Below are 23,806 nucleotides of genomic sequence, written 5' to 3'. Positions count from 1 at the left end.
GGACGATTGGTGCCTAGCTCCCTCCCTCGGGCACCTCTCGATCGGCTGACTACCGCAGAGGCTGACGCTCCTTTGTGGAGTCTCCGGCGAGGGCGCGGAACTCCGGTTCCGCGCCCTTTGCGTTTGGCCGGTCGGCAAAAAGGGCGCCGCTGCAGGCGGCGCCCTGTCGCCAAGGGTTCGGATCAGGAAGCAGGCGTCGCTTCGATGACGGCGCAGGCGATGCGGTCGCCGGAATTGCCGGACGGATCGGTGACCTGGTCGTCTTCGCCGGCATGGATGACGAGCGCGGTGCCGTCCTCATCGAACACATAGCCCTCCTCACCCTCGACAAGCGAAATCCGGTCGCTGGTCAGGTCTATGGCGACGGTGCCGTCTTCACCGGCCTCGATGTTGGGCAGGTCGCCGGCATGCGGCCCATCGGGGTTCTCTAGGCCATGCTGGTGGTCGGCCGGATTGAAGTGGCTGCCGGCGGACTCGAAGGCGTTGCTCGCATCGCAATCGCCGGTCTGGTGGAAATGAATGCCGTGCGGCCCCGGGCTGATGCCGGCGACCTCGCCGGTGATGGCGACGCTGTCGCCCTGCTGGACCAGCGACACCATTCCGGCTTCGGCGCCGTTGGCATCGATGAAGGTGGCGGCCGCTTCCTGCGCGGCAACCGGGGCGGCAAGCAAAGCGGCGGCGGAAATCAGAAGCAAGTGGCGCATGGACAATCCTCCGTTTCAATGTGGCTTGAACGACCCCATCACCGACGATGTTCCGCACTCGCAGTGTTTACCCGATGTTGACCATAAGCTTGGTAGGACTTGCGGCGACTGGGGACATCCGAGACCAGAAGGCTGCGCCTGAAGCAGCACGATCCTTCAGCGACCAGGGGCACTGGGGACGGGAGAATGGGCGACTTTTCCAAGGCTGCAGTGGCGGCCTCGCCGCGGGCAATGCGGGTGGTGATGGACGGCATCGGCCGTGAGCTTCACACCTATTCGGTCGGCAATCAGCAGATCGTCAAGCAGACCAAGCTGTTGGCCGTCAACGCCATCATCGAGGCAGCGCGGGCCGGTGATGCGGGCAAGGGCTTCGCCGTGGTGGCCGACGAGGTGCAGCGGCTGGCCGACAGCGCCGCCGACATTGCGGCGCGCTTCCAGGACGTGCTGCTCGGCCGTATCGCGCTCGGCCGCTCCATGTCCGAGACGCTGGTCGACGAGATGGAGGGCGCACGGCTGACCGACCTCGCCCAGACGCTGGTGCAATTGATCGTGCGCAACTTGTACGAGCGCACTGCCGACGTGCGCTGGTGGGCAACCGACACGGCCTTCTGGCAGGCGCTCGAAACCGATGACGCCCAACTGCGGGCGTTCGCAGCCGATCGCCTGGCCACCATCAACCGCTTCTACAGCGTCTACTGGGACCTGGTGCTGACCGATGCGCGCGGGCGGGTGGTGGCGAGCGCCAACCCCCACTACGCCAAGGCGCTACACGGGGCCGACCTCGGGCGCGAAAGCTGGTTCCGATCGGCCGTGGCGCTCAAGAGTGGCGACGAGTATGCCGTGGGCGAGGTGGTCGAGAGCGCCCAGCACGACGGGCGCGAGGTACTGGTCTATTCGACGGCAGTGCGCAGCGGTGGGCGGGCCGACGGAGCCGCGCTCGGCGCCCTGGGGGTCTATTTCGACTGGCAGGCGCAGGGGCGGTCCATCGTCGAGACCGAGGCGGCACTGCCGCCGCAGATTGCCGAGCGCACCGAGGTGATGCTGCTCGACGGCGAGCGCCGCATCATCGCCACCACCAATCCGCAGCGCCGCTTCGCCCGTTTCCTCCTTGAGGACGAGGGGGAGCCGCGCGGCAGCTATCTCGACAGCAATGGCAACGTCGTCGCCTTCGCCCGCACCCTCGGCTACCAGGAGTATGACGGGCTCGGCTGGTGGGGCGTGATCGTGCAGAAAGCCGAGCGCGACGACGTATTGCGCCAGTCGCTGGGGTTGGATCGGGGCTGAGAGGGGACACCTTCCGGGAGTCAGGTCGAGCGCAACGCTCCCCACAAGTTCGGTCTGTCCTCGGGCTTGACCCGAGGACCATCCCCGACGCCCGCTGACGTGGAGAGAGGCCCTCGGATCAGGTCCGAGGGCAGCCGGTGGTTGGGGTGGAGTAGTGCCCTTGAGACGGCTGCCCGTGACTGTGGCGACATGTGCGGCCACCTGCGCCCCGCGCCGCGACATCCGGCCCCACCGGTTGCCCAGTCACTGCGCTTCGCCTACATAGGCGCCCAACAGCCGAACCACCCTTCGTCGAGAGGTCAGCAGCCCTATGGCGCGCCAGTTCATCTATCACATGCACGGAATGTCCAAGGCCTATGCCGGCGGCAAGAAGGTGCTGGATAACATCAACCTCAGCTTCTACCCCGACGCCAAGATCGGCGTGCTCGGCCCCAACGGCTCGGGCAAGTCGACGCTGCTCAAGATCATGGCCGGTATCGACACCGAGTTCACCGGCGAGGCCTGGGTGGCCGAGGGCGCCAAGGTCGGCTACCTGGCGCAGGAGCCGGAGCTCGATCCGAACCTCAACGTGCTCGGCAACGTCATGACGGGCGTCAAGGAGAAGAAGGACATCGTCGACCGCTACAACGAGTTGATGATGAACTACTCCGACGAGACCGCCGACGAGGCGACCAAGCTCCAGGACATGATCGACGCGCAGAACCTGTGGGACCTCGAGTCCCAGGTGGAAGTGGCGATGGAAGCCCTCGGCTGCCCGCCGGGCGATGCCGACGTCACCAAGCTGTCGGGCGGCGAGCGCCGCCGCGTGGCGCTGTGCGCGCTGCTGCTGTCGAAGCCCGACCTGCTGCTGCTCGACGAACCGACCAACCACCTCGATGCCGAAACCACGGCCTGGCTCGAACGGCACCTGCGCGAATTTCCCGGCGCGGTGCTGATCATCACCCACGACCGATACTTCCTCGACAACGTTACCGGCTGGATCCTCGAGCTCGACCGCGGCCGCGGCATTCCCTACGAGGGCAACTACTCGGCCTACCTCACGGCCAAGGCCAAGCGTTTTGCGCAGGAGCAGTCGGAAGACGCTGCCCGCGCCAAGGTGCTGGAGCGCGAAAAGGAGTGGCTCGGCCAGTCCCCGCAGGCGCGCCAGTCCAAGAGCAAGGCGCGTATCCGCGCCTATGACGAACTGGTCAAGATCAACGAAGCCCGCACCCAGTCGACCTCGGCCCAGATCATCATCCCGCCCGGCGAACGGCTCGGCCAGAACGTCATCAATGTCGAGGGGCTGTCGAAGTCCTATGGCGACCGCCTCCTGATCGACAATCTCACCTTCAAGCTGCCCCCGGGCGGCATCGTTGGCATCATCGGGCCGAACGGCGCCGGCAAGACCACGCTGTTCCGCATGCTGACCGGCCAGGAAACGCCGGACTCGGGCACCATCGAGGTCGGCGACAGCGTCAAGCTTGGCTATGTCGACCAGAGCCGCGACACGCTCGACCCCAAGAAGACCGTGTGGGAGGAGATCTCCGGCGGCCACGAGGTGATCCTGCTCGGCAAGCGCGAAGTGAACTCGCGTGCCTACACCTCCGCCTTCAACTTCAAGGGCGGCGACCAGCAGCAGAAGGTCGGCAATCTCTCCGGCGGCCAGCGCAACCGCGTGCACCTGGCCAAGATGCTGAAGTCCGGCGCCAACGTGCTGCTGCTCGACGAGCCCACCAACGACCTCGACACCGAAACCCTCGCCGCTCTCGAAGAGGCGCTGGAGGAATTCGCCGGCTGCGCCGTGATCATCAGCCACGACCGCATGTTCCTCGACCGCCTCGCCACCCACATGCTGGCCTTCGAGGGCGACTCGCACGTCGAATGGTTCGAAGGCAACTTCCAGGACTACGAAGCCGACAAGGTCCGCCGCCTGGGTGCCGACGCCGTCAACCCGAAGCGGGCGACATACAAGCCGCTGGAGCGGTAGGTCTTCAATACTCTCCATGGTTGCTATACATGTATAGCTACCATGGAGGTGCCTCATGCTCGCCCTGCGACTGCCGGAAGACATCGAACGCCGTCTGGAAGCGCTGGCCCAGCGCACCGGACGCAGCAAGAGCTTCTATGCGCGCGAAGCCATCGTCGAGCACATCGACGATCTCGAAGACGCGTATCTGGCAGAAGAGCGCCACCGCACCGACAGTGGTGAGCGTATTCCGCTCGAAGACATGCTTCGGCGATACGCGGATGATCTCAAGGCGAGCGGCAGTGAGTGAGCCGCTGGACCATCGGCTTCGAGCCGCGTGCCGATAAGGACCTGCAACGGCTTTCGTCAACGGATCGCGCCCGTGTGCTCCGGTATCTGGCGGAGCGCGTGGCGCCACTCGACGACCCACGGCAACTCGGCAAGGCGTTGAAGGCCGATTTCGCTGGCGCGTGGCGATACCGCGTCGGTGATATCCGGATCATCACCCGTATCGAGTTCGATCAGGTCGTGGTTGTCGTTCTCGCCGTCGGTCATCGTGGTGAGGTGTATCGGTAGGTTCGCGGCAGGGATAAATCCTGGGGGTGCCCTCCATTCACCCAACCGTCGCAAATCCTCGCGACATCCCCGGCTCACCGCGCTAAAGAAGGATTTGCGGCGAGGGTTTGCTGTTGCCAGGGGGCATGGAGTTGAGACGGGTTGTGTGGGCGGCCGCTTTGGGTTTGGCCGCTGCGGGGGTGATGGCCGGGGCGGCTTGGGCCGCGCCGGGGCAGTGCATGGTGAGCGGGTATGAGACGTTTCCCTGCGACGTGGCCGTGGATGGCGGTGGGGTCACCTTCGGGTTGCCGGACGGGCAGGTCTTTGCCTTTGCGCTGACCGCTGCGGACGAGGGTCTGGGCTATCTGATCGCCGCCGAGGCGGGGCCGGGCAGTCCGCCGGACGAACTGGGGCGCTTCACGCGGGTGCCGGGAGAAGACGGATGCTGGATGCACGACGAGGATCTTCAGTTCTGCGTGCTGGTGGAACAGCGGCCGTAAGGCAGGTGCTGCTCGCCGGCCTTGCCTTCGCGGCGGTGGTGGTACCGGCAGCGGCCAAGGACGCCACCTGCTACACCAGTGATGACGGCGAATATCCGTGCCGGTTCACCGTGCTCGACGATGCCGGCAGCTTCCGCATCGAGGGGAAGGGCAAGCCGAGCTTCGAGCTGTGGATCGACACACCGGGCGAGGCCTTCGTCAGCGCGGAGTTCGAGCGCGGCGGCCGGTCCGTGGCGCTGCCGGGGCCCTATCTGCGTTCCGAGGAGGATGGCGCCTGCTGGGTCAATCCGGATACCGAGGCGGAGCTCTGCGCATGGTAGGCGATCCGTTCGAACTCGAGATCGATGGCGCGGTGCTGGCGGGGCTCGAGCTCGGCGAGGGCCTGCCGGTGGTGTTTCTCCATGCCGGTGTTTGCGACAAGCGCATGTGGCTGAGCCAGATGGAGGCTGCGGCCGAGGCCGGCTGGCACGCCATCGCCTATGACCGGCGCGGCTATGGCGAGACCGAGAGCGCCGACGAGCCGTTCAGCCACCTCGATGATCTCGAGGCGCTGCTCGATGCCTTCGACATCCATGCGGCGGTGCTGGTCGGCTGCTCCATGGGCGGCGGGCTGGCGCTGGATTTCGCGCTGAAGCATCCGGGCCGCACCATCGGGCTGGTGCTGGTCGGCACTTCCGTGACGGGGGCGCCGTGGAGCACGACCGAGGAAGAGCGCGCCATCGAGATGGCCGAGGAGGACGCCTGGGAGCGCGGCGACATCGATGGGCTCAACCGGGTGCAGGCGCATGAATGGCTCGATGGGCCGCGGGCGCAAAGCGGCCGGGTTGGCGGGGCGGTGCGCGAACTGTTTCTCGACATGAATGGCAAGGCAATCGCCAAGCCGCAACTGACCCAGGAAGAGGTGCCGCCCGATGCCTGGCGCCGGGTGGGCGAGGTGAATACGCCGACGCTGCTGATGGTGGGCGACGAGGATTTTTCCGCCCTGATCGAGCGGCACGAGCATTTGTCCGAAACCATGCCCAACGCCTTCGCCGTGGTGCTGGAAGGGGCAGCGCACATCCCCAGCATCGAACAGCCGGAACTGGTCAACTCGCTGTTGCTGGAATTCCTCGATGCGCTCGAAGGCGGCGGCGACGAGTTCGAGGAGTGAATCAAGCCGCTGACGTGGTGCGTCAGCGGCTTGTGATGGTGGTTGAGATCGGTGGTGAGTTGAGTCCGGTTCGGCCGTTAAGGGTTTGATTCACAACGCCGGTAGCATCGACTTCGCCCTTCGACAGGCTCAGGGCGAGGTCTTCCGTGAATGCAGCGGCCCGGTCGATCTCATGGCGAACTTGTCGAACCATGAGGTCCAGGCACCGGACTCTAGGCTGCGATGATCCCGTCGAAGTGCTGGTTCAGTTGTGGCGTGGGAATGTTGGTGAGGTCCTTGTCGAGTTCACCAACGACGCATTTTTTCAGATTGGGCGACATGGCCTTGCGGATGACGCCGAGCGAATTGGGATCGGCACTGATCACCAGCCGGTCGAACGCGCCTTCCTGACACTTGCGCTCCAGCACGAGGGCGACGCCCTTGACGAACTCGGCTTCGCGGTGATCGACGGGGTCGGTCCGCGGCTCCATGTTGCCGGTACCGGTGCGCCCGGGCCGGTCGGTGGTGATGTCGCGCCCCTGCAGGGGTTCGACCTCCCAGTTCAGGCCTTGCACGAGGGTCAGGCCCTTGCCCGGTCCGGTGTTTTCCAGCACGCGCGCCTGGGCGCCGTTGGCAATCAGGATCCAGGTAATGGTCTTCTTCATGTCGGTCTCCTCGTGGTCGCAAATGCGGCATTGGCCGCACAGGGCTAACGCAGGGGACGCTCAAAAGTTGGACCGGACCTATTCGCAAGACCCACGCGCCGGATCACAAAGACTCATTGGCCCGGCGGCGGTGGCATTGCTAAGACTGCTACAAGCGCCTTCCCCGGCGCAGAAGAGAAGTCCTGACCATGTCCCTGCCCGAATCCGCCCCGGAAGCCGTGCCAGCGGCAGCGGCGGCGCCGCCCGTCGTTGATCCGCGCGAGGGCCGCAAGGGTGTGGCCGCGGCGCTCGCCGCTTACCTGCTCTGGGGCTTCCTGCCCCTGTTGTTCCGGGCCCTGGACTCCGTTGGCTCCGTGCTGATCGTCGCCGAGCGCACGCTGTGGTCGCTGGTGCTGCTGGCGGTCGTCGTCTTCCTCACCACGCGGTTTGGCGAGGTGCGCGAATTCTTCCGCGACCGCCGCAAGGTGGGCGTGATGGCGCTTTCCTCCGTGCTGCTGGCGGTAAACTGGCTGCTATATGTGTGGGCGGTGGAGACCGGGCAGGTGCTGGAGGCGAGCTTCGGCTATTTCATCAACCCGCTGGTCAACATCGCCATCGGCATGGTGCTGCTCGGCGAGCGGCAGAACAGGCTGCAGACGGTGTCGATCGCCATGGCAATGGTGGCCATCGCGATCCAGGCCATGGGGATCGGCACGGTGCCGTATATCGCGCTGGGGCTCGCCTTCTCGTTCGGCTTCTATGGCTATTTCCGCAAGACGGCGATGCTAGGGCCGGCCACCGGGCTGTTCGCCGAGACCGCCATCCTCGCGCCGGCGGCGCTGGCCTATGTCGGCTTCTCCATCATCACCGCTGGCTGGGGGCCGCACGCCGATCCGGGCACGATGCTGCTGCTGATCTTCACCGGCCCGGCCACGGCGGTGCCGTTGCTGCTGTTCGCCTTTGCGGTGCAGCGGCTGCGGCTGACCACCATCGGCATGTTCCAGTATATCGCGCCGTCGCTGCAGTTCCTGGTGGCCATCTTCATCTTCGGCGAGGAGCTCAACGGTTTGCGGCTGTTGAGCTTCGTGTTGATCTGGCTGTCGCTGGTGGTGTTCAGCTATGACAGCTTCCGCCGCCGCGGCCGGGGCCTCAAGCCGGCCTAGTCTCCTTTTTTTTGTGCGTGGCGCGGATGACCTCGGCGATGCGCTGAAAGGTGGCGGCGAAGGGCGTCGCCTCCCGCCACACCAGCGACAACTGGCGTCCGGGGCCCGGACTGCCCAGCCGGTGGACGACGATGCGAGCGTCCGACGCCTCCTTGCGCAGCGAGATTTCGGGCAGGAGGGTCACGCCCTGACCGTTGGCGACGAACTCGACGATGGTCGACAGGGAGGTCGCGGCGAAGGTGCGGGCGGCCAGATCGCTGTCGATGCGGCAGGCAGCGATGGCCTGCTCGCGGAAGCAGTGGCCCTCGTCGAGCAGCAGGATGCGCTCCGGTGCGAGGTCGGCCAATGAAAGTGGCGTGCTTGCCGTTTCCGCTCGGCTGGTGGCCAACACGAAGGGGTCGTGGAACAGCGCCACGCTGGTGAGCCGGACCCCATGCTCCGGAGGGGGCGTGCCGATCAGGGCGATGTCGAGATTTCCGTCGGCCAGCCCGTTGATGAGGGCGTCGGTACGGTTTTCGCTGATGGTGAAGGACAGGTGCGGCAACTCGTTGGCCAGCGCCGGGAAGATGTCGGGCAGCAGGTAGGGTGCGACGGTCGGGATCAGTCCGAACCGGACCGGGCGATCCGGCTCGGCGCGCCGCCGTAGCGCGAAGCTCGACAGCGCCTCCGCCTCTTCCAGCACCCGGCGGGCGCGGGCGACGAACTCGGCGCCGAATGGGGTCGGGCGCACCCCCTCCTTGAGCCGATCGAAGAGGCTGGTGCCGCAGGCTTGTTCCACCGACTGAATCTGCTGGCTCAGGGCCGGCTGGCTGACGTGGCAGGCGCGGGCGGCGCGGCCGAAATGGCCCAGGTCGGCCACGGCCACGGCATAGCGCATCTGCTTGAGGGAGATTTTCACGATAACCTCGGCCTATGGATAAGGGAAGAACTATCGATTGGCCGAATGATTGTCACCTCACTATACCGGGTTCAACAAAGCACAAAAAAGGAGCCCGTCATGGATGAACACGTCGAGACCACGTCAGAGCCAATAGCGCCCGCCGGGGAATGCCCGGTTGCCCATGGCAGTGGCGGTAATCGCCGGGGCCGCAGCAATCGCGAATGGTGGCCCCACCAGCTCGATCTCTCGATGCTGCACCGCAACTCCGGGCTCTCCGACCCGATGGGCCCCGACTTCGACTATGCCGAGGAGTTCAAGAAGCTCGATCTCGCTGCAGTCAAGGCGGACCTCCGCAAGGTCATGACCGACTCGCAGGACTGGTGGCCGGCCGATTTCGGTCACTATGGCGGCTTGTTCATCCGCATGGCCTGGCACTCGGCCGGCACCTATCGCATCACCGACGGTCGCGGTGGCGCCGGGCAGGGGCAGCAGCGCTTCGCGCCGCTCAATTCCTGGCCCGACAACGTCAACCTCGACAAGGCGCGCCGGCTGATCTGGCCGATCAAGCAGAAATACGGCAACCGGATCTCCTGGGCCGACCTGCTGATCCTCACCGGCAACGTCGCGCTCGAGTCGATGGGCTTCAAGACCTTCGGTTTCGCCGGTGGCCGTGCCGACGTGTGGGAACCCGAAGAACTGTTCTGGGGGCCGGAAGGCACCTGGCTGGGCGATGAGCGCTATTCGGGCGAGCGTCAGTTGTCGGAGCCGCTCGGCGCCGTGCAGATGGGCCTCATCTACGTCAATCCGGAAGGTCCGAATGGCAATCCGGATCCGCTCGCCGCAGCGCGCGACATCCGCGAGACCTTCCGCCGCATGGCGATGAACGACGAGGAAACCGTGGCGCTGATCGCCGGCGGCCATACCTTCGGCAAGACCCATGGCGCCGGTGATCCGTCGCTGATCGCAGCCGAGCCGGAAGGTGCCGACCTCGAGGACCAGGGTCTCGGCTGGAAGAGCAAGTACGGCAAGGGCCATAGCGGCGACACCATCGGGTCGGGTCTCGAAGTGACCTGGACGCAGACGCCCACGCGCTGGAGCTACTATTTCTTCTCGAACCTGTTCGGTTACGAGTGGGAGCTGACCACCAGCCCGGCCGGCGCCAAGCAGTGGGTCGCCAAGACCGACGACCTCAACGTCCCTGACGCCTTCGATCCGGCCAAGCGTCACCGCCCGACCATGCTGACCACAGACCTGGCCCTGCGGTTCGACCCGGAATACGAGAAGATCTCGCGCCGGTTCCTGGAGAACCCCGATCAGTTCGCCGATGCCTTCGCCCGCGCGTGGTTCAAGCTGACCCACCGCGACATGGGCCCCAAGGTTCGTTACCTCGGCCCCGAAGTGCCGGCCGAAGACCTGATCTGGCAGGACGTGATCCCGCCGCTCGATCACCCGGTGGTCGATGAAGCCGATATCGCCCAGCTCAAGCAGATGATCGCGGCGACCGGCCTGTCGGTTGCCGAACTGGTCGGCACCGCCTGGGCCTCGGCCTCCACCTTCCGCGGTTCGGACAAGCGCGGCGGCGCCAATGGCGCGCGCATTCGCCTGGCGCCGCAGAAGGACTGGGAGGTCAACAAGCCCGAACAACTGGCACGCGTGCTGGCAGCGCTCGAGGGCGTGCAGGCCGAGTTCAATGCCGCCCAGACCGGCGGCAAGAAGGTGTCGCTCGCCGACCTGATCGTGCTCGCCGGTGGCGTCGGCATCGAGAAGGCAGCGGCGGCGGCCGGTCACGAGGTGACGGTGCCGTTCACTCCCGGGCGCATGGACGCATCGCAGGAGCAGACCGACGTGGAGTCGTTCAAGGCGCTCGAGCCGCGCACCGATGGCTTCCGCAACTATCTCAGCGATCGCCGCTTCATGGAGCCGGAAGAAGCCCTGATCGACCGGGCGCAACTGCTGCGGCTCACCGGACCGGAGATGACTGTGCTGGTTGGTGGCCTCAGAGTGCTCGATATCGGTGTCAACGGGCACGGAAAGCTGACAAATCGTCCCCAAACCCTCACCAATGACTTCTTCCTGAACCTGCTGACGATGGACACGGTGTGGTCCCCCAAGGCTGGCGAGAAGGGTGTCTATGAGGGCCGCGATCGCAAGACCGGCCAGTTGAAGTGGACCGGCACCCGCGTCGACCTGATCTTCGGTTCGCATTCGCAATTGCGAGCACTGGCCGAGGTTTACGCCCAGTCCGACAGCGCACCGAAGTTCGTCGACGACTTCGTTGCCGCCTGGGTCAAGGTGATGAACGCCGACCGCTTCGACCTGGTCTATTCGGATCGTTAAGCATCAATGCCCCGGAGACAGTTCTCCGGGGCCTTACCCGTCCGGCGACCCTACAATTTTAAACAAATCCAACCCTTCGCTTTCAGCCACCACAAGCGGTTGCGAGGTCATCGTTCCTGTCAGTAGCGGCAGAAGCCGGGGGACCTCGATGAACGAGCTGGAAGCGGGCCAGAGGGCCTTTTCGAGTTTCCGCGTGTTGAATGGCGAGGACAGCCATTCTGAACGCGAGCAATTGTTTCGTAACATGGCGCAGCTGTTCAGCTACGTCTCCGACCGCTGCGACGACGAGCAGGTCGCCCAGTACGACGAAGTGCTGTGCCAACTCGCCGAAATGGTGGAGGTCGAGGCACGGGCGCATGTGGCGCGGGTGCTGGCACCGCTGGAGCGGGCACCGGGCACGGTGGTGGTCAAGCTCGCCAATGACGACATCGAGGTCGCCCGGCCGCTGCTGGAATTCTCCAGCGTTCTCAGCGACGACGACCTGATCGACATCATCAGCCACCAGAGCGAAGAGCACCGCGTCGCCATCGCCGGCCGCGCCAACGTCGCAGAGCGCGTCGGCGGTGCGATCGTCGAGCATGGGGGCACGGCGTCGGTGACGCGCCTCGTGCGCAACGCCAACGCCGAACTCAACAAGGCCACGGTGGAGCGGCTCGTGGAACGCGCCACCCGTGACGCGGAGATCGCCGCCGACCTGCGCGGGCGCTCCGACATCGACTGGAAGATGTTGCGGGGCGAAATCGACACCGCTGCCAACCGCGTGCTGGAGAGCCTGGCGCAGGTGACCCGTCCGGTCGATCCGGTCGCGGCCGGCAAGATCAACGCCGTGGTCTACAACCGCATGCGCAACCGGGCCGGCTTCTCGGCCAACGAGTGGAAGCTGGCCTATAACCAGGTCAAGGCGCTGTCGGACCGCAAGCAGCTCGATGACCGTGCGCTCGCCCGCTTCGCGCGGTTCGGCTATGGCCATCACGCCGCTGCGGCGCTGACGGTGTGGCTCAAGATCGGTCCGGAAGTGTTCCTGAAGTGGATGGCGAGCCAGGACTATGTGGCGATCACCGTGGCGTTGCGCGCCGCAGGCCTCTCGCCGGAGCTGTTCGAGGCCGTGGTGGCGACGCTGCCCTGGCGTGACCTGCCGACCGAAACCGACAAGAGCATGGTGCTGAGCCGCTTCCGCGCGCTCGACCGGGAAGAGGCTGCCGGCATCTTCGAGCTGTGGCGGGCGCATGCCTTCCGCAAGCGCGCGGCCAGCGAGCACCGCGCCGCCGCCAACGGCTGAGGAGGCTTGCCCGCCGGCGGGTCCGGCGGCTAGAGGAGGGCTGCCGCGCGGATGCGGCGGCCTTCATGGACTTTTGCCGGTGCTGCCCACAATCGTTTCCTTCTGGCACGGGCCGGTGAGCTGGCTGGAACGGCTATCCGCCGCGACCTTTCTTGCCGCCGGGCACCGGGTCGACGTCTACAGCTACGAGCCGCTCGAGGGGTTGCCGGCCGGTGTGAACCGGATGGACGCCGCGAGCATCCTGCCGGCCGAAGAACTGGTGTTCTACAAGGGGCACGGCACGCCGGCGGTGTTCTCGGACCGGTTCCGGCTGATGCTGATGGCGGAGGAGCGGGGGCTGTGGGCGGATCTGGACATGATCTGCCTCAAGCCCTTGGAAAACCTTCCGGATTATGTGCTCGGCTACGAGACGCCCAAGTCCATCAACAATGCCGTGCTGCGCATCCCGGCTGGTTCGCCGCTGCTGGCGGCGATGCTGGGGGTGTTCACCGCATTGGAGCGGCGGCTGGTCGTGCCGTACCTGCCGCCGATGCGGCGGGTAGAGGTGGCGGTGCGGCGGCTGTTCGGGGAAAAGGTTCCGCCGGAAGACATGCAGTTCGGGGCTACAGGCCCGTTTCCATTGACTTATTTCTGCAAGCATCTCGGCATCGGGCCGATCCAGCCGCAGGGCGTGTTCTACCCGGTGCCGTATGAGCGCGTGGGGAGCCTGCTGGAGCCCGGGTCACGGCTCGAGGACTATGTGACCGAGCGGACACTGGCGGTGCATGTGTGGCGCAGCCAGATCACCCGGCGCGGGCGGGCGGGAGTGCCGGAGCCGCATCCCGACAGCGCTCTGGGCAAGCTTCGGCTGCGTTTCGTTCCCGGCGAGCGCTGAACTGCAAACTTTCTGCAGCGATTTCGCGCTTGATCTGCAGTCGCGTCAGACATAAAGATATCTTTATATCTGGTGAGGCGAATGGCAGAGCTGGCGAGTCTGGTCGGGGTACTGAAGGCTGCGGGTGAGGACACCCGGCTGCGCCTGCTTGCCCTGCTGGCCGATGGCGACCATTCGGTCAAGGATCTCACCGAAATCCTCAAGCAAAGCCAGCCGCGCGTGTCGCGCCACCTGAAACTCCTGGCCGACGCCGGACTCATCGAACGCAACGCCGAAGGGGCCTGGGCCTATTACGGGCTGGCGCAGGAAGGCGAGGGGGCCGAGCTCGCGCGCTGGTTGGTCGCCCGGGTGGAGGACGAGGATCCCGACCGGCGTCGCGACGTCGAGCGGCAGCAATTGGTGCGGCAGGCGCAGCAGGCGCAGGCGGCGGACTATTTCGCCAAGGTGGCGGGGAGCTGGAACCTGCTCAAGACCCTGCACGTGCCCGAGGAAGCTGTCGAGGCGGCGGTAGTGGCTGCGCTGGACGGGCGGGTGGTGGATACGCTGATCGACCTCGGTACCGGCACCGGGCGCATGCTCGAAGTCTTGGGGGGCTCGTACCGTCGTGGCATCGGCATCGATTCGAGCCGGGAGATGCTGACGGTGGCGCGGGCGCGGCTGGCGCAGGCGGGCGTGCAGCATGCGCAGGTGCGGCTGGGGGACATCGGCGACGTGGACCTCAATCCCGGACCCGCCGACGTCATCGTGATCCACCAGGTGATGCACTATTTCGACGATCCCGGCCGGATGCTCCTGTCGGCGCGGCGGCTGCTGAAGCCGGGCGGGCAGATGATCATCGTCGACTTCGCGCCGCACGACCTCGAATTCCTGCGCACCGAACATGCCCATCGCCGGCTGGGGCTGTCGCAGGCGCAGATGCAGGGATGGGCCGGCGGCGCAGAGCTTGCGGTGGACCTGGTACAGGAATTTCCGAGCGGCAACGGGAGCAGGGGGCTCACCGTCTGCCTGTGGCGGCTCAGTGACGTGAAGAAACGGAACGGACAATGATCGACGATACCGCCCGCACCAGCCGACAGCCGGCGCAGTTGCGGCCGCCGCTGCAGATTTCCTTCGAGTTCTTTCCGCCCAAGACCGACGCGATGGAAGAGCGGTTCTGGGAGACGATCCACAAGTTGGCGCCGCTCCGGCCGCGCTTCGTGTCGGTGACCTATGGTGCCGGGGGCACCACGCGGGAGCGGACGCTGCGGATGGTCTCGCAGGTGAAGTCGGAAACCGGGGTCGATGCAGCGGCGCACCTGACCTGCGTCGGCGCCTCGCGCGACGAGGTGGACGAAGTGGTTCGCGGCTACCAGCGCGCCGGCATCAACCGCATCGTCGCACTGCGCGGTGATCCTCCCGAGGGCGTGGGGCAGCCCTTCGTGCCGCATCCGAAAGGATACCGGAACGCGGCCGAACTCGTCGCCGGCATTCGCAGGATCGGCGACTTCGACATCTCGGTCGCCGCCTATCCAGAGCGGCACCCGCAGAGCGCCGATTGGGGCGCGGAGATCGACAATCTCAAGCGCAAGCTTGATGCGGGTGCCGATCGGGCGATCACGCAGATGTTCTTCTCCAATGCCGACTATCTTCGCTACCTCGAGCGGGCGCGGGCGGCGGGGATCACGGCGCCGATCGTGCCGGGCATCCAGCCGATCCACAGCTTCAAGCAGATCTCCGGCTTCGCCTCGCGCTGCGGGGCGTCGATCCCGACCTGGCTGGCGGATCGGTTCGAGGGCCTCGAGAACGACCCCGAGACGCACCAATTGGTGGCGGCGGCCGTAGCGGCGGAGCAGGTGACGGAACTCCTCGACGAAGGCGTCACCGAGTTCCACTTCTATACGCTCAACCGCTACAACCTGGTGCTGGCGCTGGCCCGGTTGCTGGGACGCCGGCCAGCCGAAGAGACGGTCTCGGCAACGTGATGACGGTGGCCGGGGCAGGGCGTCGTTAACCTTGCATTCACCATGTTCTGGTGCCATCTCCGCGCGGCCTGAACAGCGTCATTCAGGTTCGGTTCAGCTTGCCGGGCGCAAGCAACAGCGCTGCCGGTCCATATTGTGGCCATGAAGACCGGCTTTGTCGCCCGCGAGGGCGGATAGACTATCGGGACGTAGGCAATGCAGATCGATCGCCGCTTCACCAATGGCCTTGCTTGGGCCGGTGTGTTCATCATCGTCGGAGTGCCGGTCGCAGACCTGGTGTCGGCGCAGTTGCTGGAGCCCGCCACCGAGCGTGCTGCGACGGTCACCGCGCCGGCGACGCCACCCGCGCCCGTACCGCGTCCGGCCGCAGAGCGCCCGAGAGCCCCGGCTGTGGAGGTCGCGGCCACCAAGCCGACGAGCGCGCCTGAACCCGAGGTGGAGCCGGAAGCGGTAGAGGTGGCAGCGGTCGAGCCGGCGAAGCCCGCCGCTCAGCCGAAGCCCACATCCGCGTCGACCGATCCGGTTGCCAGCTACGTTCAGTCCGGCAAGCCGTTGCCGAGCTATATCAGCGATGGCGGTAACGAAGCGCCAGCGGCTGCTGCCGTGACCACCCCGGCCGCAACGCAGCCGAGCGCACCTGCCAAGCCTGTTGCCGAGCCGGTGGAGGACGATCCAATCACCGTTGCCGCCGTGCCCGAGAAGCCAGTGCCGTTCCCGATGCCGCTGTCGATGCGGCCCACGCCGCAGACCGCCCCCACCTTCGGTGTGGCTCCGGCGGTTGCCGCCACGCCAGCCACCGGTGCGCCGCCGCTGATCATTCCCGATACCGTGGTGGCTCCGGTGCCACCCGTGGAGATCACCGCCGCCGACCTCGAGGATTGGGAGAGCGGCCCGCTGTCCGAGTTCCTGGCGCGGCGCCAGGGCAATGCCAGTGCCTATTTGGAGCCGGCACCCCGTCGTGACCGGCTCGTCGCGCCCGCGGACGACTTCTACTTCTTCCCGTTCGGCGACTGACAGCTCTGCGCTGCGGGCATGGACCGCCGCTCCCACTCAAAGTATGGTCGCGCCGCCGCTTCAAGGCGGTGCGTCGGTTTGCGTGGTGTGCGGATGACTCGGCCCGAGGACAACGACATGTGGGAGCGCCTGAGCGATTTCGTCGGTTCGTTCAGCAAACGGACCGGCGTGATGGGATCGCTCGCCAATGCGCTCGATCCCGACAACTGGCTGCCGGGCGGACGCGATGCCGCGTTCACGCTGGCGCTGATCGCGCTTGCCGCCAAGATGGCCGTCGCGGACGGGGCAGTGACTGCCTCCGAGGAGCGGGCCTTTCGCGCCACGGTCGAAATCTCGCATGGGCATGAGGAGCAGGTGGCGCGGGTGTTCAATCTCGCCAAGCAGGACGTCGCCGGCTACGACGCCTATGCCCGCAAGATCGGCCGCTTCTTCGCCGACAGCCCAGAAACGCTGGAGCATGTGCTCGACAGCCTGTTCTATATCGCCACCGCAGATGGCCTCGTGCACGAGGCGGAGCTCGACTATCTGCGCTCGGTGAGCGGCATTTTCGGCTTCGACGAGGTGCGTTTCGATCAGTTGGCGAGCCAGCATGTGCGCTTGGGCGACGACATCGACCCATACTTGGTGCTGGGCCTCGCGCCGGATGCGCCGCAGGACGAGATCCGCCGTGTCTACCGGCAGCTGGTGGCCGAGCATCACCCCGACCGACTGATCGCCAAGGGCGTGCCCGAGGACCTGATCGACATTGCGACCGACCGGATGAAGGCGATCAACCTCGCCTACCAGGCACTGACCAAGCCGGCGCAACCCAAACTGCTGCCGAGCGCCTGAGCGTTTTGGGTTGACGGGGTTCCCCCCAACTCCCTACATCGGGCTGCCAGTTGACCGGGTGGCCGCTGGCGGGTGGGTAACTGCCCGCTGGAGGAAAGTCCGGGCTCCTTCGAAACACGGTGACGGCTAACGGCCGCCGGGGGCGACCCCAGGGAAAGTGCCACAGAAAGCAAACCGCCCCGGTTCGCCGGGGTAAGGGTGAAAGGGTGCGGTAAGAGCGCACCGGGCCGCCGGCAACGGGGGCCGCACGGTAAACCCCACCGGGAGCAAGACCAAATAGGGATGACGCGGAGCTTCGGCTCCAGCCAGTTTTGAGGCCGGTCATCCGGGTTGGTTGCACGAGCGTCCTGGCAACAGGCGCCACAGATGAATGGCCACCACGCCGCGGCAACGCGGCCCTACAGAACCCGGCTTACAGGTCAACTGGCGCTTAACTTGTGGGCAGACGGAGCCTACACCGGAAACTGCAGCGTGACCTGGGTGCCGGGGCGCTGGTTGGTGTAGGCGACGGAGGCGCCGAGGCTGTGGGCCATGGCCTTGACGATGCGGCTGCCGAGCCCGGTGCCCTGAGGCTTGCCGGTGCCATCCCAGCCGATGCCGTCGTCTTCGACGCGCAGGTCGATCACGGCTTCTTCGGTTGAGCGCAGCACGATCCGCACCTCGCCGCCGGTGCCCGAGGGATAGGCATATTTGATGGCGTTGGTGACGAGCTCGGTGACGACGACGCCGACCGATGCTGCCTTTTCGGTGGGAATGGAGACGTTCTGCGCGTCGATGGCGATGCGGGCGAGGGCGCCGGCTGCCTGCATGGTGGTCTCGAGTTCGGCGGCGAGGCTCTGCAGGTAATCGCCGAGCTGGACGGAGCGGGCGTCGTCGGTGGTGTAGAGGTGCCGGTGGACGCCGGCGATGGCCTGGATGCGGGCCTGCGTTTCGGCAAGGGCGTTGCGGGCTTCCTCGTTGTCGATGGCGTTGGCCTGCAGCCCGACGAGCGCGGCGACCATGGCGAGGCTGTTGGCGACGCGGTGATTGACCTCGCCGAGGAGCATCTCGGCGCGATCCCGCGCTTCGCGCATTTCCTGCTCGGCGCGGGCCTTGGCGCGGTTGAGCCGCAGCAGATCGACGGCGTGACCGATGGAGCTCGAGAGCAGTTCGAGGAAATCGCTGTCGACGGTCTTCAGCACGTAGTCGCTGGCGCCGGCCTTGAGGGCGGCGACGGCCACGGCGGTTTCGGCGGTGCCCGTCACGTAGACGACGGCGGGGTGGTCATCGAGATCGGCCATGGCCGCCAGCACGTCGATACCCGTGCCGGTCGGCAGATAGTGGTCCAGCCCAACGACGTCGATGCCGCCCTGGCGCAGGCGCGCCAGCCCTTCTTCGCCGGTATGGGCGCATTCGACTACATAGCCACGCCGCTCCAGCGCCTTCTGCACGAGGCGGCAGAGGCCCGGATCGTCATCGATGTAGAGAATGTGCGGCGTGCGGTCCGGCATTTACTCCGACTCGGGAACCTGGATGACGGAGAAGAACAGGCCGAGCTGGCGGATGGCATTGGCGAAGCCATCATAGTCCACCGGCTTGGTGATATAGACATTGGCGCCGAGATCGTAGCAGCGCTGAATCTCGCGCTGATCGTCGGTGGTGGTCAGCACCACGACGGGGGTGCGACGGGTGTGCTCGTTGCCCTTGACCTTTTCGAGGATGTCGACGCCGGTCATGTCCGGCAGGTTCAGGTCGAGTAGCACCAGGAGCTGGCGGCCGCTGCTGACCTCACCGCTGCCGTCCTGGCCCATCAGATAGGTGAGGGCCGAGGTGCCGTCGGTGAAGGGCACGATCTCGTTGTTGACGCCGGCGCGGCGGATGTTCTTCTCGATGAGACGGGCGTGACCCTCGTCGTCCTCGATCATCACGATGGTGACAGGCTTGGCGTCATGGCTCATTTCGAAACTGTCTCCAGATAGCTGCGTAGGTCCCGTGGCAGCGTGATGATGAAAGTCGTGCCCTGGCCGAGTTCCGACCGGAGCGTGATGTCGCCGCCGAGGCTGCGCACCATGGTGCGCACATGGGCAAGCCCGATGCCTTCACCCGGCTGACTCTGCGCGCCCGAGCGGCGGAAGAGCTCGAACACCCGTTCGTGGTCGGTTGCGGCAATGCCCCTGCCGTTGTCCTCGACCTCGATCTCGATGCGGTTGCCAGCCACTTGCCTGGCGCGGATCCGTACCGCCAGCGGCCGGTCCGGATCCTGATACTTGACGGCGTTGTCGAGCAGGTTCCCGAGGACCTGTTCGACCGACAGACGGTCCGTTATCACGCGCGGAACGGCGATGTCGACATCGATAGCTCCGCCCTTGTCGGCAACCTGGTGGTGAATTGCCGCAGCGGAGGCTTCCGCCAGTTCATCGAGGTTGACCGACTCCGGCTTGAGCTGGCGGCGGCCCTCGCGCGAAATCTTGAGAATGGCGTTGATCAGCGCGTCCATCTTGCGGGTGGCGGCGCGGATGAAGGTGATGGCCTCGGGCAGGTCTTCGGTTGCGGCGGTGCGCGCAGCGGCGAACGCAGGATCGGGGTCCTCACGATCCTGCATGTAGCTCGACAGCTCGCCCACGCTGGTTTCGAGCTCGCTGGTGAAGCCCATGATGTTCACGAGCGGCGCCCTGAGGTCGTGGGTGACGATATAGGCGAAGCGCTGGATCTCCTCGTTGGCGCGGCCGAGATCGACGGTGCGTTCGCGCACCCGTTCCTCGAGGCTGGCATTGGCGAGTTCCACCTCCTGGCGGGCCTTGGCCAGTTCGCGGGTGTAGGACACCACGGTCCAGGCGAAGGCACCAACCACAACGAAGATCACGAAGGCGCCGGCGATGTTGGTCCAGCGCAGGGCGGTGGCGGCGTTGCGCTGGTCCTCGGCGCCGCTGGTGAGACGGTCGTCGGCGGCGCGGATCAGCGCGTCGAAGAAGGTGCGGGAGCGATCCATCGCCTCCTTGCCACGATCGGTGCGGACGATTTCGATCGCCTCGGCCACAGCGCCTTCGCGGACGAGATCGATGGTGCGGGCCATCTCGGCGAGCTTGAAGTCGATGTCGCCCCGCAGGGTCTGCATGGGTTCGGCGGCTTGCGGGTAGGCGACGAGCACCTCCTCGAGCCGCCGGTAACTCTCCTCCACGATGTCGAGCGCTGTCGTGTAGGGCTCGAGGTAGCCCTCGTCCTGAGTAAGGATGTAACCGCGCTGGCCGGTTTCGGCGTCCTGCAGGGCGGTACGGAGGTCAACGGCGGCGGTGCGGGCGTCACGCGCCTCGATTACCTCGTTGAAGTAGACCTGGGTTTGCTCGACGAGCCAGATGGTGGTGCCGACGATGCCCGCCAGCGCCAGAAAACCCACGAGCAGCAGGATGACGCCCGAGCGTACGAAGACGTTGCTCGATATGGGCAATGCGATGTCCCCCGAAATGGTCCGGGAAACACATCGCCCAAAGCTTGGGTGGGGGCAATATGCATTCGGCGTCGCAGGGATTTTTCGGTGGAGCCCGAATGGGAAACAGAATCTTAAGCGTCCTTGGCGAGATTGATGCGGAGTTTACAGGGCCTCCCGCCGGCGGCCGCGATTGGAGTGCGAGTGGTAGCAATGGGCAAGCGTTCCCTGCCCGAGAGCGGCATGGCCGGCGGCCCGCACATTCCCGTCCTCCTGGACGAGGTGCTGGCTGCGCTCGCTCCCCTGGAAGGCAAGCGAATTGTGGACGGCACCTTCGGGGCCGGTGGATATTCACGGGCGCTGCTGGAAGCCGGCGCCTCGGTGATCGCGATCGATCGCGATCCGAGCGTACGGCCCCATGCCGAGGCGCTTGCTGAGGCGTTCCAGGACCGCTTCGTGTTCGTGCCGGGCAGCTTTTCCGAACTCGACGTCCACGCCAGCGGGCAGGGCCAGGTCGATGCGGTGGTGCTCGACATCGGGGTTTCCTCGATGCAGCTCGACACGGCCGAGCGCGGCTTTTCGTTCATGCGCGAGGGACCGCTCGACATGCGCATGGCCGGGGAAGGCGAGAGCGCTGCCGATCTGGTCAACTCGCTGGAAGCCGAGGACCTCGCCAATCTGCTCTATGCCTATGGCGAGGAGCGCAAGTCCCGCCGGATCGCGCAGGCGATCGTGGCGGCACGGGAGACGGCGCCGATCGAGACCACGACCGAACTGGCGCGGCTGATCGAGAAGGCGATCGGCCGGAAGCCGGGCGACGCGCATCCGGCGACGCGCAGTTTCCAGGCGCTCCGGATCGCGGTGAACGCGGAGTTCGAGCAATTGGTGGAAGCGCTGTTTGCCGCGGAGCGGTTGCTGCCCGAGGGTGGGCGGCTGGCGGTGGTCAGCTTCCATTCGCTGGAAGACCGGATCGTCAAACGCTTCTTCGACCCGGAAAAGGGCGGCCCGGCCCAGTCCCGACACCTGCCGCAGGCGGATGTGGAGCCGCGCCGCTGGGTGGATGTTACCAAGGCGGTCAAGCCGGGCGAAGCGGAACTGGCGCGTAACCCGCGGGCGCGATCCGCTGTGCTGCGGAGTGCGACCCGTGCTGCCGCGGCGGCTCGTCCCACCAGCTTCAAGGGTCTCGGCGTGCCCACGGTCAGGGGTGCCGCATGATCCGCAGCATCAACATCTTCCTGATCTTTACCAGCGTGCTGATGCTCTCCGGCGTTTATGCGTTGAAGTTCTCGATCGAGGACACGGCGGCGCAGCGCACCGCGCTGATCGCCCATATCGATGAACAGGAGGGAGAGCTCTCCATCCTCAAGGCCGAGGAAGCGGTGCTGAGCCAGCCCGGCCATATCGAGCCGATCGTGCGCCGGCACCAGGCCACACTCGGCATCGAGCCGGTGAAGCAGGAGCAGTTCGGCTCCTTCCTGGACCTGCCGATGCGTCCGGCCAAACCCAATTCGGCGGCCATGGATGCCCTGTTCCTGTCGCTCGAAGCGGGCGTCGACCCGATCGATGCCATTCTCGAACTCGAAGGGATCGAATAGTGGCGGTAACGGCGGAGTTTGGGTCAACCATCAGCATCGACGGCGCCCGCAAGGCGCGCGGTACGCTGACGCAGGCGCGCATTCGCTGGATGATCTTTGCGCTGCTGCTGGGCTTCGGGCTGGTTGGAGGCCGGCTGGTGCAGCTCGGGTTGGTGGAAAGCGATCAGACGATCGAGGGGCAGACGCGCGACGCGATCACCGCCACCCGCCCACCGATCCTGGACCGGAACGGCCTCGAGATGGCCGTCGACATCCGCGTGCCATCACTGTTCGCAGAGCCGCGGCGGATCATCGATGTCGAGGAAGCGGTGCGCAAGCTGCGCACGGTTCTGCCCGACCTCGACCCGGACTGGCTGCGGCGACGCCTGACCGGCGACAAGGGGTTCGTGTGGGTGCAGCGCGAGCTGACGCCCGCCATCCAGGAAGAAGTGATGCGCCTCGGTATCCCGGGCATCGACTTCATCACCGAATCCAAGCGCTTCTACCCCGGACACACCGAGGCGTCGCATATCCTGGGGTCTACCAATGTGGATAACCAGGGCATCTCCGGGATCGAGAAGCACATGGACGACGAAAACGTCGCCCTGCTGCAGGAACTTGGCCTGGCGCGCGGCAATGCCTTGGCGCCCGTGCAGCTCTCGGTCGACATGCGCGTGCAGCACATCATGCACGAGCAACTCACCGACGCGATGACGCGCTATCAGGCGGCGGCTGCAGCCGGGGTGATGATGGACGTCCATACGGGCGAGATCGTCGCCATGGCGTCGCTGCCGGACTTCGACCCGAACCAGCCCGCCACGGCGTTGGTGAAGGATACGTTCAACCGCATCACCGCCGGCATTTTCGAGCCCGGGTCGACCTTCAAGACGGTGACCATTGCCGGTGCGCTCGACAGCGGCATGGTCAAGATCAGTGACCAGTTCGATGCCCGCTTCGGCATCCGTTTCGGCCGCTTCACCATTGACGACTTCCACGGCAAGCACCGCATCCTCAGCCTGCCGGAGGTTTACAAATACTCGTCCAACATCGGCACCATCCGCATCATGCAGGCCATGGGCAAGGACGCGTTTCGCGCGTTTCTGTCGACGCTCGGGTTCGACCAGCGGGTGCCGTTCGAATTGCCGGAGATGCGTCTGCCGGTCGTGCCGAAGGAACTGTCGGAAGTCGGGGCCGCGACGGCGTCGTTCGGCCACGGTCTGTCGATCTCGCCGCTCCACCTCGTCACCGCCTATGCCTCCTTCGTCAATGGCGGCAACTATGTCCCGCCGACGCTGTATCAGCGCGATGTGGAGGAGGCGCAGCAGTTCTACCGGCGGGTGCTGAAGCCCGAGACCAGCGCCGAAATCCGTTACCTGATGCGCCTCAACGCGCTGGAAGGTTCGGGCTCGCAGATGAACAAGGCAGCGCAGGGATACCGCGTGGGCGGCAAGACCGGCACCGCCGAAAAGGTGATCGACGGCCGCTACTCGTCCAACGTCGTCACCAACTTCTTCGCCTCGGCCTTCCCGCTCGACAATCCGCGCTACGCCATGGTCATCATGGTGGACGAGCCGAAGCGGGAGAATCCGCAGTCCGGCACCACCGCTGGCTGGAACGCCGGCCAGGTGACCGGGCGCATCGTGCAGCGGATTGCTCCCATGCTCGGGATCGCTCCGGACTTTTCGGAAGTGACCGACCTTAATCTTGTCCCACCTGCCCTCCGATAATC

24 protein-coding genes and 1 other RNA gene are annotated in these 23,806 nt (G+C 66.0%); 19 read left to right on the top strand and 6 right to left on the bottom strand.

All coding sequences use genetic code 11. From position 1 onward, the window contains the following. Positions 1-182: 182 nt before the first annotated feature. On the bottom strand, positions 183-704 hold the full coding sequence (locus ACFSX5_RS02820) for a superoxide dismutase family protein (protein WP_386831573.1): 522 nt from the start codon (positions 702-704) through the stop codon (positions 183-185). Between the two features lie 186 nt (positions 705-890). Here ACFSX5_RS02820 and ACFSX5_RS02815 point away from each other — a divergent pair, with 186 nt between their 5' ends. From ACFSX5_RS02815 to ACFSX5_RS02785, 7 genes are all read left to right on the top strand, one after another. Next, on the top strand, positions 891-1,988 hold the full coding sequence (locus ACFSX5_RS02815) for a methyl-accepting chemotaxis protein (RefSeq protein ID WP_386831572.1): 1,098 nt from the start codon (positions 891-893) through the stop codon (positions 1,986-1,988). Positions 1,989-2,298: 310 nt separating this feature from the next. Continuing rightward, positions 2,299-3,954, top strand: coding sequence for an energy-dependent translational throttle protein EttA (ettA, locus tag ACFSX5_RS02810; RefSeq protein WP_386831570.1), 1,656 nt, complete (start codon positions 2,299-2,301; stop codon positions 3,952-3,954). Between the two features lie 55 nt (positions 3,955-4,009). Then, a complete protein-coding gene (gene relB / locus ACFSX5_RS02805; RefSeq protein WP_386831568.1) occupies positions 4,010-4,243 on the top strand; it encodes a type II toxin-antitoxin system RelB family antitoxin in 234 nt (77 codons plus the stop codon). Further along, positions 4,240-4,509 carry a type II toxin-antitoxin system RelE family toxin gene (locus tag ACFSX5_RS02800; protein WP_386831566.1) on the top strand — a complete coding sequence of 90 codons (270 nt, stop codon included), beginning with the start codon at positions 4,240-4,242 and terminating at the stop codon, positions 4,507-4,509. The genes relB and ACFSX5_RS02800 overlap by 4 nt, the downstream gene beginning before the upstream one ends. A gap of 218 nt (positions 4,510-4,727) precedes the next feature. Then, entirely contained in the window at positions 4,728-4,988 is a 261-nt protein-coding gene (locus ACFSX5_RS02795) for a hypothetical protein (RefSeq protein WP_386831564.1), read from the top strand. A gap of 5 nt (positions 4,989-4,993) precedes the next feature. Next, positions 4,994-5,308 (top strand): hypothetical protein, encoded by a 315-nt coding sequence (locus tag ACFSX5_RS02790; protein WP_386831562.1) that lies wholly within the window; start codon positions 4,994-4,996, stop codon positions 5,306-5,308. Beyond that, the gene (locus ACFSX5_RS02785; protein ID WP_386831560.1) at positions 5,302-6,138 is read left to right on the top strand and encodes an alpha/beta fold hydrolase; all 837 of its coding nucleotides are present in this window, start codon (positions 5,302-5,304) and stop codon (positions 6,136-6,138) included. Before ACFSX5_RS02790 ends, ACFSX5_RS02785 begins: the two co-directional genes overlap by 7 nt. Positions 6,139-6,350: 212 nt before the next feature. Here the strand turns inward: ACFSX5_RS02785 and ACFSX5_RS02780 are convergent, their stop codons facing one another. Next, positions 6,351-6,782 (bottom strand): host attachment protein, encoded by a 432-nt coding sequence (locus ACFSX5_RS02780; RefSeq protein WP_386831559.1) that lies wholly within the window; start codon positions 6,780-6,782, stop codon positions 6,351-6,353. Between the two features lie 188 nt (positions 6,783-6,970). Between ACFSX5_RS02780 and rarD the strand changes: the two genes are divergently transcribed. Next, on the top strand, positions 6,971-7,924 hold the full coding sequence (rarD, locus tag ACFSX5_RS02775; protein WP_386831557.1) for an EamA family transporter RarD: 954 nt from the start codon (positions 6,971-6,973) through the stop codon (positions 7,922-7,924). Here the strand turns inward: rarD and ACFSX5_RS02770 are convergent. After that, on the bottom strand, positions 7,911-8,822 hold the full coding sequence (locus ACFSX5_RS02770; RefSeq protein WP_386831555.1) for a hydrogen peroxide-inducible genes activator: 912 nt from the start codon (positions 8,820-8,822) through the stop codon (positions 7,911-7,913). The genes rarD and ACFSX5_RS02770 overlap by 14 nt on opposite strands. Before the next feature lie 99 nt (positions 8,823-8,921). Here ACFSX5_RS02770 and katG point away from each other — a divergent pair, with 99 nt between their 5' ends. From katG to rnpB, 8 genes are all read left to right on the top strand, one after another. After that, the gene (gene katG / locus ACFSX5_RS02765) at positions 8,922-11,141 is read left to right on the top strand and encodes a catalase/peroxidase HPI (RefSeq protein ID WP_386831553.1); all 2,220 of its coding nucleotides are present in this window, start codon (positions 8,922-8,924) and stop codon (positions 11,139-11,141) included. A 148-nt stretch (positions 11,142-11,289) separates the two neighbouring features. Further along, positions 11,290-12,420: a DUF2336 domain-containing protein gene (locus tag ACFSX5_RS02760; RefSeq protein WP_386831551.1), complete on the top strand. Its 1,131-nt coding sequence runs from the start codon at positions 11,290-11,292 to the stop codon at positions 12,418-12,420. 79 nt (positions 12,421-12,499) lie between these two features. After that, positions 12,500-13,294, top strand: coding sequence for a hypothetical protein (locus tag ACFSX5_RS02755; RefSeq protein WP_386831549.1), 795 nt, complete (start codon positions 12,500-12,502; stop codon positions 13,292-13,294). Positions 13,295-13,375: 81 nt separating this feature from the next. After that, a complete protein-coding gene (locus ACFSX5_RS02750; protein ID WP_386831548.1) occupies positions 13,376-14,341 on the top strand; it encodes an ArsR/SmtB family transcription factor in 966 nt (321 codons plus the stop codon). After that, positions 14,338-15,255, top strand: a complete 918-nt coding sequence (gene metF, locus ACFSX5_RS02745) for a methylenetetrahydrofolate reductase [NAD(P)H] (RefSeq protein ID WP_386831546.1) — start codon at positions 14,338-14,340, stop codon at positions 15,253-15,255. Before ACFSX5_RS02750 ends, metF begins: the two co-directional genes overlap by 4 nt. A gap of 195 nt (positions 15,256-15,450) precedes the next feature. After that, positions 15,451-16,269, top strand: coding sequence for a hypothetical protein (locus ACFSX5_RS02740; RefSeq protein ID WP_386831544.1), 819 nt, complete (start codon positions 15,451-15,453; stop codon positions 16,267-16,269). Positions 16,270-16,386: 117 nt separating this feature from the next. Further along, entirely contained in the window at positions 16,387-17,100 is a 714-nt protein-coding gene (locus tag ACFSX5_RS02735; protein WP_386831542.1) for a TerB family tellurite resistance protein, read from the top strand. A 46-nt stretch (positions 17,101-17,146) separates the two neighbouring features. After that, positions 17,147-17,531: RNase P RNA component class A (gene rnpB, locus ACFSX5_RS02730), an RNA gene on the top strand. A gap of 21 nt (positions 17,532-17,552) precedes the next feature. Here the strand turns inward: rnpB and ACFSX5_RS02725 are convergent. The 3 genes from ACFSX5_RS02725 to ACFSX5_RS02715 are packed head-to-tail and all read right to left on the bottom strand — an operon-like array spanning position 17,553 to position 20,524. Next, positions 17,553-18,590: a response regulator gene (locus ACFSX5_RS02725; RefSeq protein ID WP_386831541.1), complete on the bottom strand. Its 1,038-nt coding sequence runs from the start codon at positions 18,588-18,590 to the stop codon at positions 17,553-17,555. After that, the gene (locus tag ACFSX5_RS02720; protein WP_386831539.1) at positions 18,591-19,037 is read right to left on the bottom strand and encodes a response regulator; all 447 of its coding nucleotides are present in this window, start codon (positions 19,035-19,037) and stop codon (positions 18,591-18,593) included. It lies immediately after the preceding gene. After that, complete coding sequence (locus ACFSX5_RS02715) at positions 19,034-20,524, bottom strand: sensor histidine kinase (protein ID WP_386831537.1); 1,491 nt, start codon at positions 20,522-20,524, stop codon at positions 19,034-19,036. The genes ACFSX5_RS02720 and ACFSX5_RS02715 overlap by 4 nt, the downstream gene beginning before the upstream one ends. A 192-nt stretch (positions 20,525-20,716) precedes the next feature. Here ACFSX5_RS02715 and rsmH point away from each other — a divergent pair, with 192 nt between their 5' ends. From rsmH to ACFSX5_RS02700, 3 genes are read left to right on the top strand one after another with little or no spacing between them, the layout of a single operon-like run. Next, positions 20,717-21,718 (top strand): 16S rRNA (cytosine(1402)-N(4))-methyltransferase RsmH, encoded by a 1,002-nt coding sequence (gene rsmH, locus ACFSX5_RS02710; RefSeq protein WP_386831535.1) that lies wholly within the window; start codon positions 20,717-20,719, stop codon positions 21,716-21,718. After that, complete coding sequence (gene ftsL / locus ACFSX5_RS02705; RefSeq protein ID WP_386831533.1) at positions 21,715-22,098, top strand: cell division protein FtsL; 384 nt, start codon at positions 21,715-21,717, stop codon at positions 22,096-22,098. The genes rsmH and ftsL overlap by 4 nt, the downstream gene beginning before the upstream one ends. Continuing rightward, on the top strand, positions 22,098-23,804 hold the full coding sequence (locus ACFSX5_RS02700) for a peptidoglycan D,D-transpeptidase FtsI family protein (protein ID WP_386831531.1): 1,707 nt from the start codon (positions 22,098-22,100) through the stop codon (positions 23,802-23,804). Before ftsL ends, ACFSX5_RS02700 begins: the two co-directional genes overlap by 1 nt. The last annotated feature ends 2 nt before the right edge of the window (positions 23,805-23,806 follow it).

The sequence above is a fragment of the Devosia albogilva genome, from assembly GCF_042685625.1.
GTDB lineage: Bacteria > Pseudomonadota > Alphaproteobacteria > Rhizobiales > Devosiaceae > Devosia > Devosia albogilva.
This window is presented reverse-complemented; position numbering and strand designations above follow the sequence as displayed.

Excerpts from the sequence above, each read along its gene's own strand:
- ACFSX5_RS02820 (WP_386831573.1), bottom strand. The coding sequence starts at position 704 with ATGCGCCACTTGCTTCTGATTTCCGCCGCCGCTTTGCTTGCCGCCCCG.
- ACFSX5_RS02815 (WP_386831572.1), top strand. The coding sequence starts at position 891 with ATGGGCGACTTTTCCAAGGCTGCAGTGGCGGCCTCGCCGCGGGCAATG.
- ettA (WP_386831570.1), top strand. The coding sequence starts at position 2,299 with ATGGCGCGCCAGTTCATCTATCACATGCACGGAATGTCCAAGGCCTAT.
- relB (WP_386831568.1), top strand. The coding sequence starts at position 4,010 with ATGCTCGCCCTGCGACTGCCGGAAGACATCGAACGCCGTCTGGAAGCG.
- ACFSX5_RS02795 (WP_386831564.1), top strand. The coding sequence starts at position 4,728 with ATGGTGAGCGGGTATGAGACGTTTCCCTGCGACGTGGCCGTGGATGGC.
- ACFSX5_RS02785 (WP_386831560.1), top strand. The coding sequence starts at position 5,302 with ATGGTAGGCGATCCGTTCGAACTCGAGATCGATGGCGCGGTGCTGGCG.
- ACFSX5_RS02780 (WP_386831559.1), bottom strand. The coding sequence starts at position 6,782 with ATGAAGAAGACCATTACCTGGATCCTGATTGCCAACGGCGCCCAGGCG.
- rarD (WP_386831557.1), top strand. The coding sequence starts at position 6,971 with ATGTCCCTGCCCGAATCCGCCCCGGAAGCCGTGCCAGCGGCAGCGGCG.
- katG (WP_386831553.1), top strand. The coding sequence starts at position 8,922 with ATGGATGAACACGTCGAGACCACGTCAGAGCCAATAGCGCCCGCCGGG.
- ACFSX5_RS02760 (WP_386831551.1), top strand. The coding sequence starts at position 11,290 with ATGAACGAGCTGGAAGCGGGCCAGAGGGCCTTTTCGAGTTTCCGCGTG.
- ACFSX5_RS02750 (WP_386831548.1), top strand. The coding sequence starts at position 13,376 with ATGGCAGAGCTGGCGAGTCTGGTCGGGGTACTGAAGGCTGCGGGTGAG.
- metF (WP_386831546.1), top strand. The coding sequence starts at position 14,338 with ATGATCGACGATACCGCCCGCACCAGCCGACAGCCGGCGCAGTTGCGG.
- ACFSX5_RS02740 (WP_386831544.1), top strand. The coding sequence starts at position 15,451 with ATGCAGATCGATCGCCGCTTCACCAATGGCCTTGCTTGGGCCGGTGTG.
- ACFSX5_RS02735 (WP_386831542.1), top strand. The coding sequence starts at position 16,387 with ATGTGGGAGCGCCTGAGCGATTTCGTCGGTTCGTTCAGCAAACGGACC.
- ACFSX5_RS02725 (WP_386831541.1), bottom strand. The coding sequence starts at position 18,590 with ATGCCGGACCGCACGCCGCACATTCTCTACATCGATGACGATCCGGGC.
- ACFSX5_RS02720 (WP_386831539.1), bottom strand. The coding sequence starts at position 19,037 with ATGAGCCATGACGCCAAGCCTGTCACCATCGTGATGATCGAGGACGAC.
- rsmH (WP_386831535.1), top strand. The coding sequence starts at position 20,717 with ATGGGCAAGCGTTCCCTGCCCGAGAGCGGCATGGCCGGCGGCCCGCAC.
- ftsL (WP_386831533.1), top strand. The coding sequence starts at position 21,715 with ATGATCCGCAGCATCAACATCTTCCTGATCTTTACCAGCGTGCTGATG.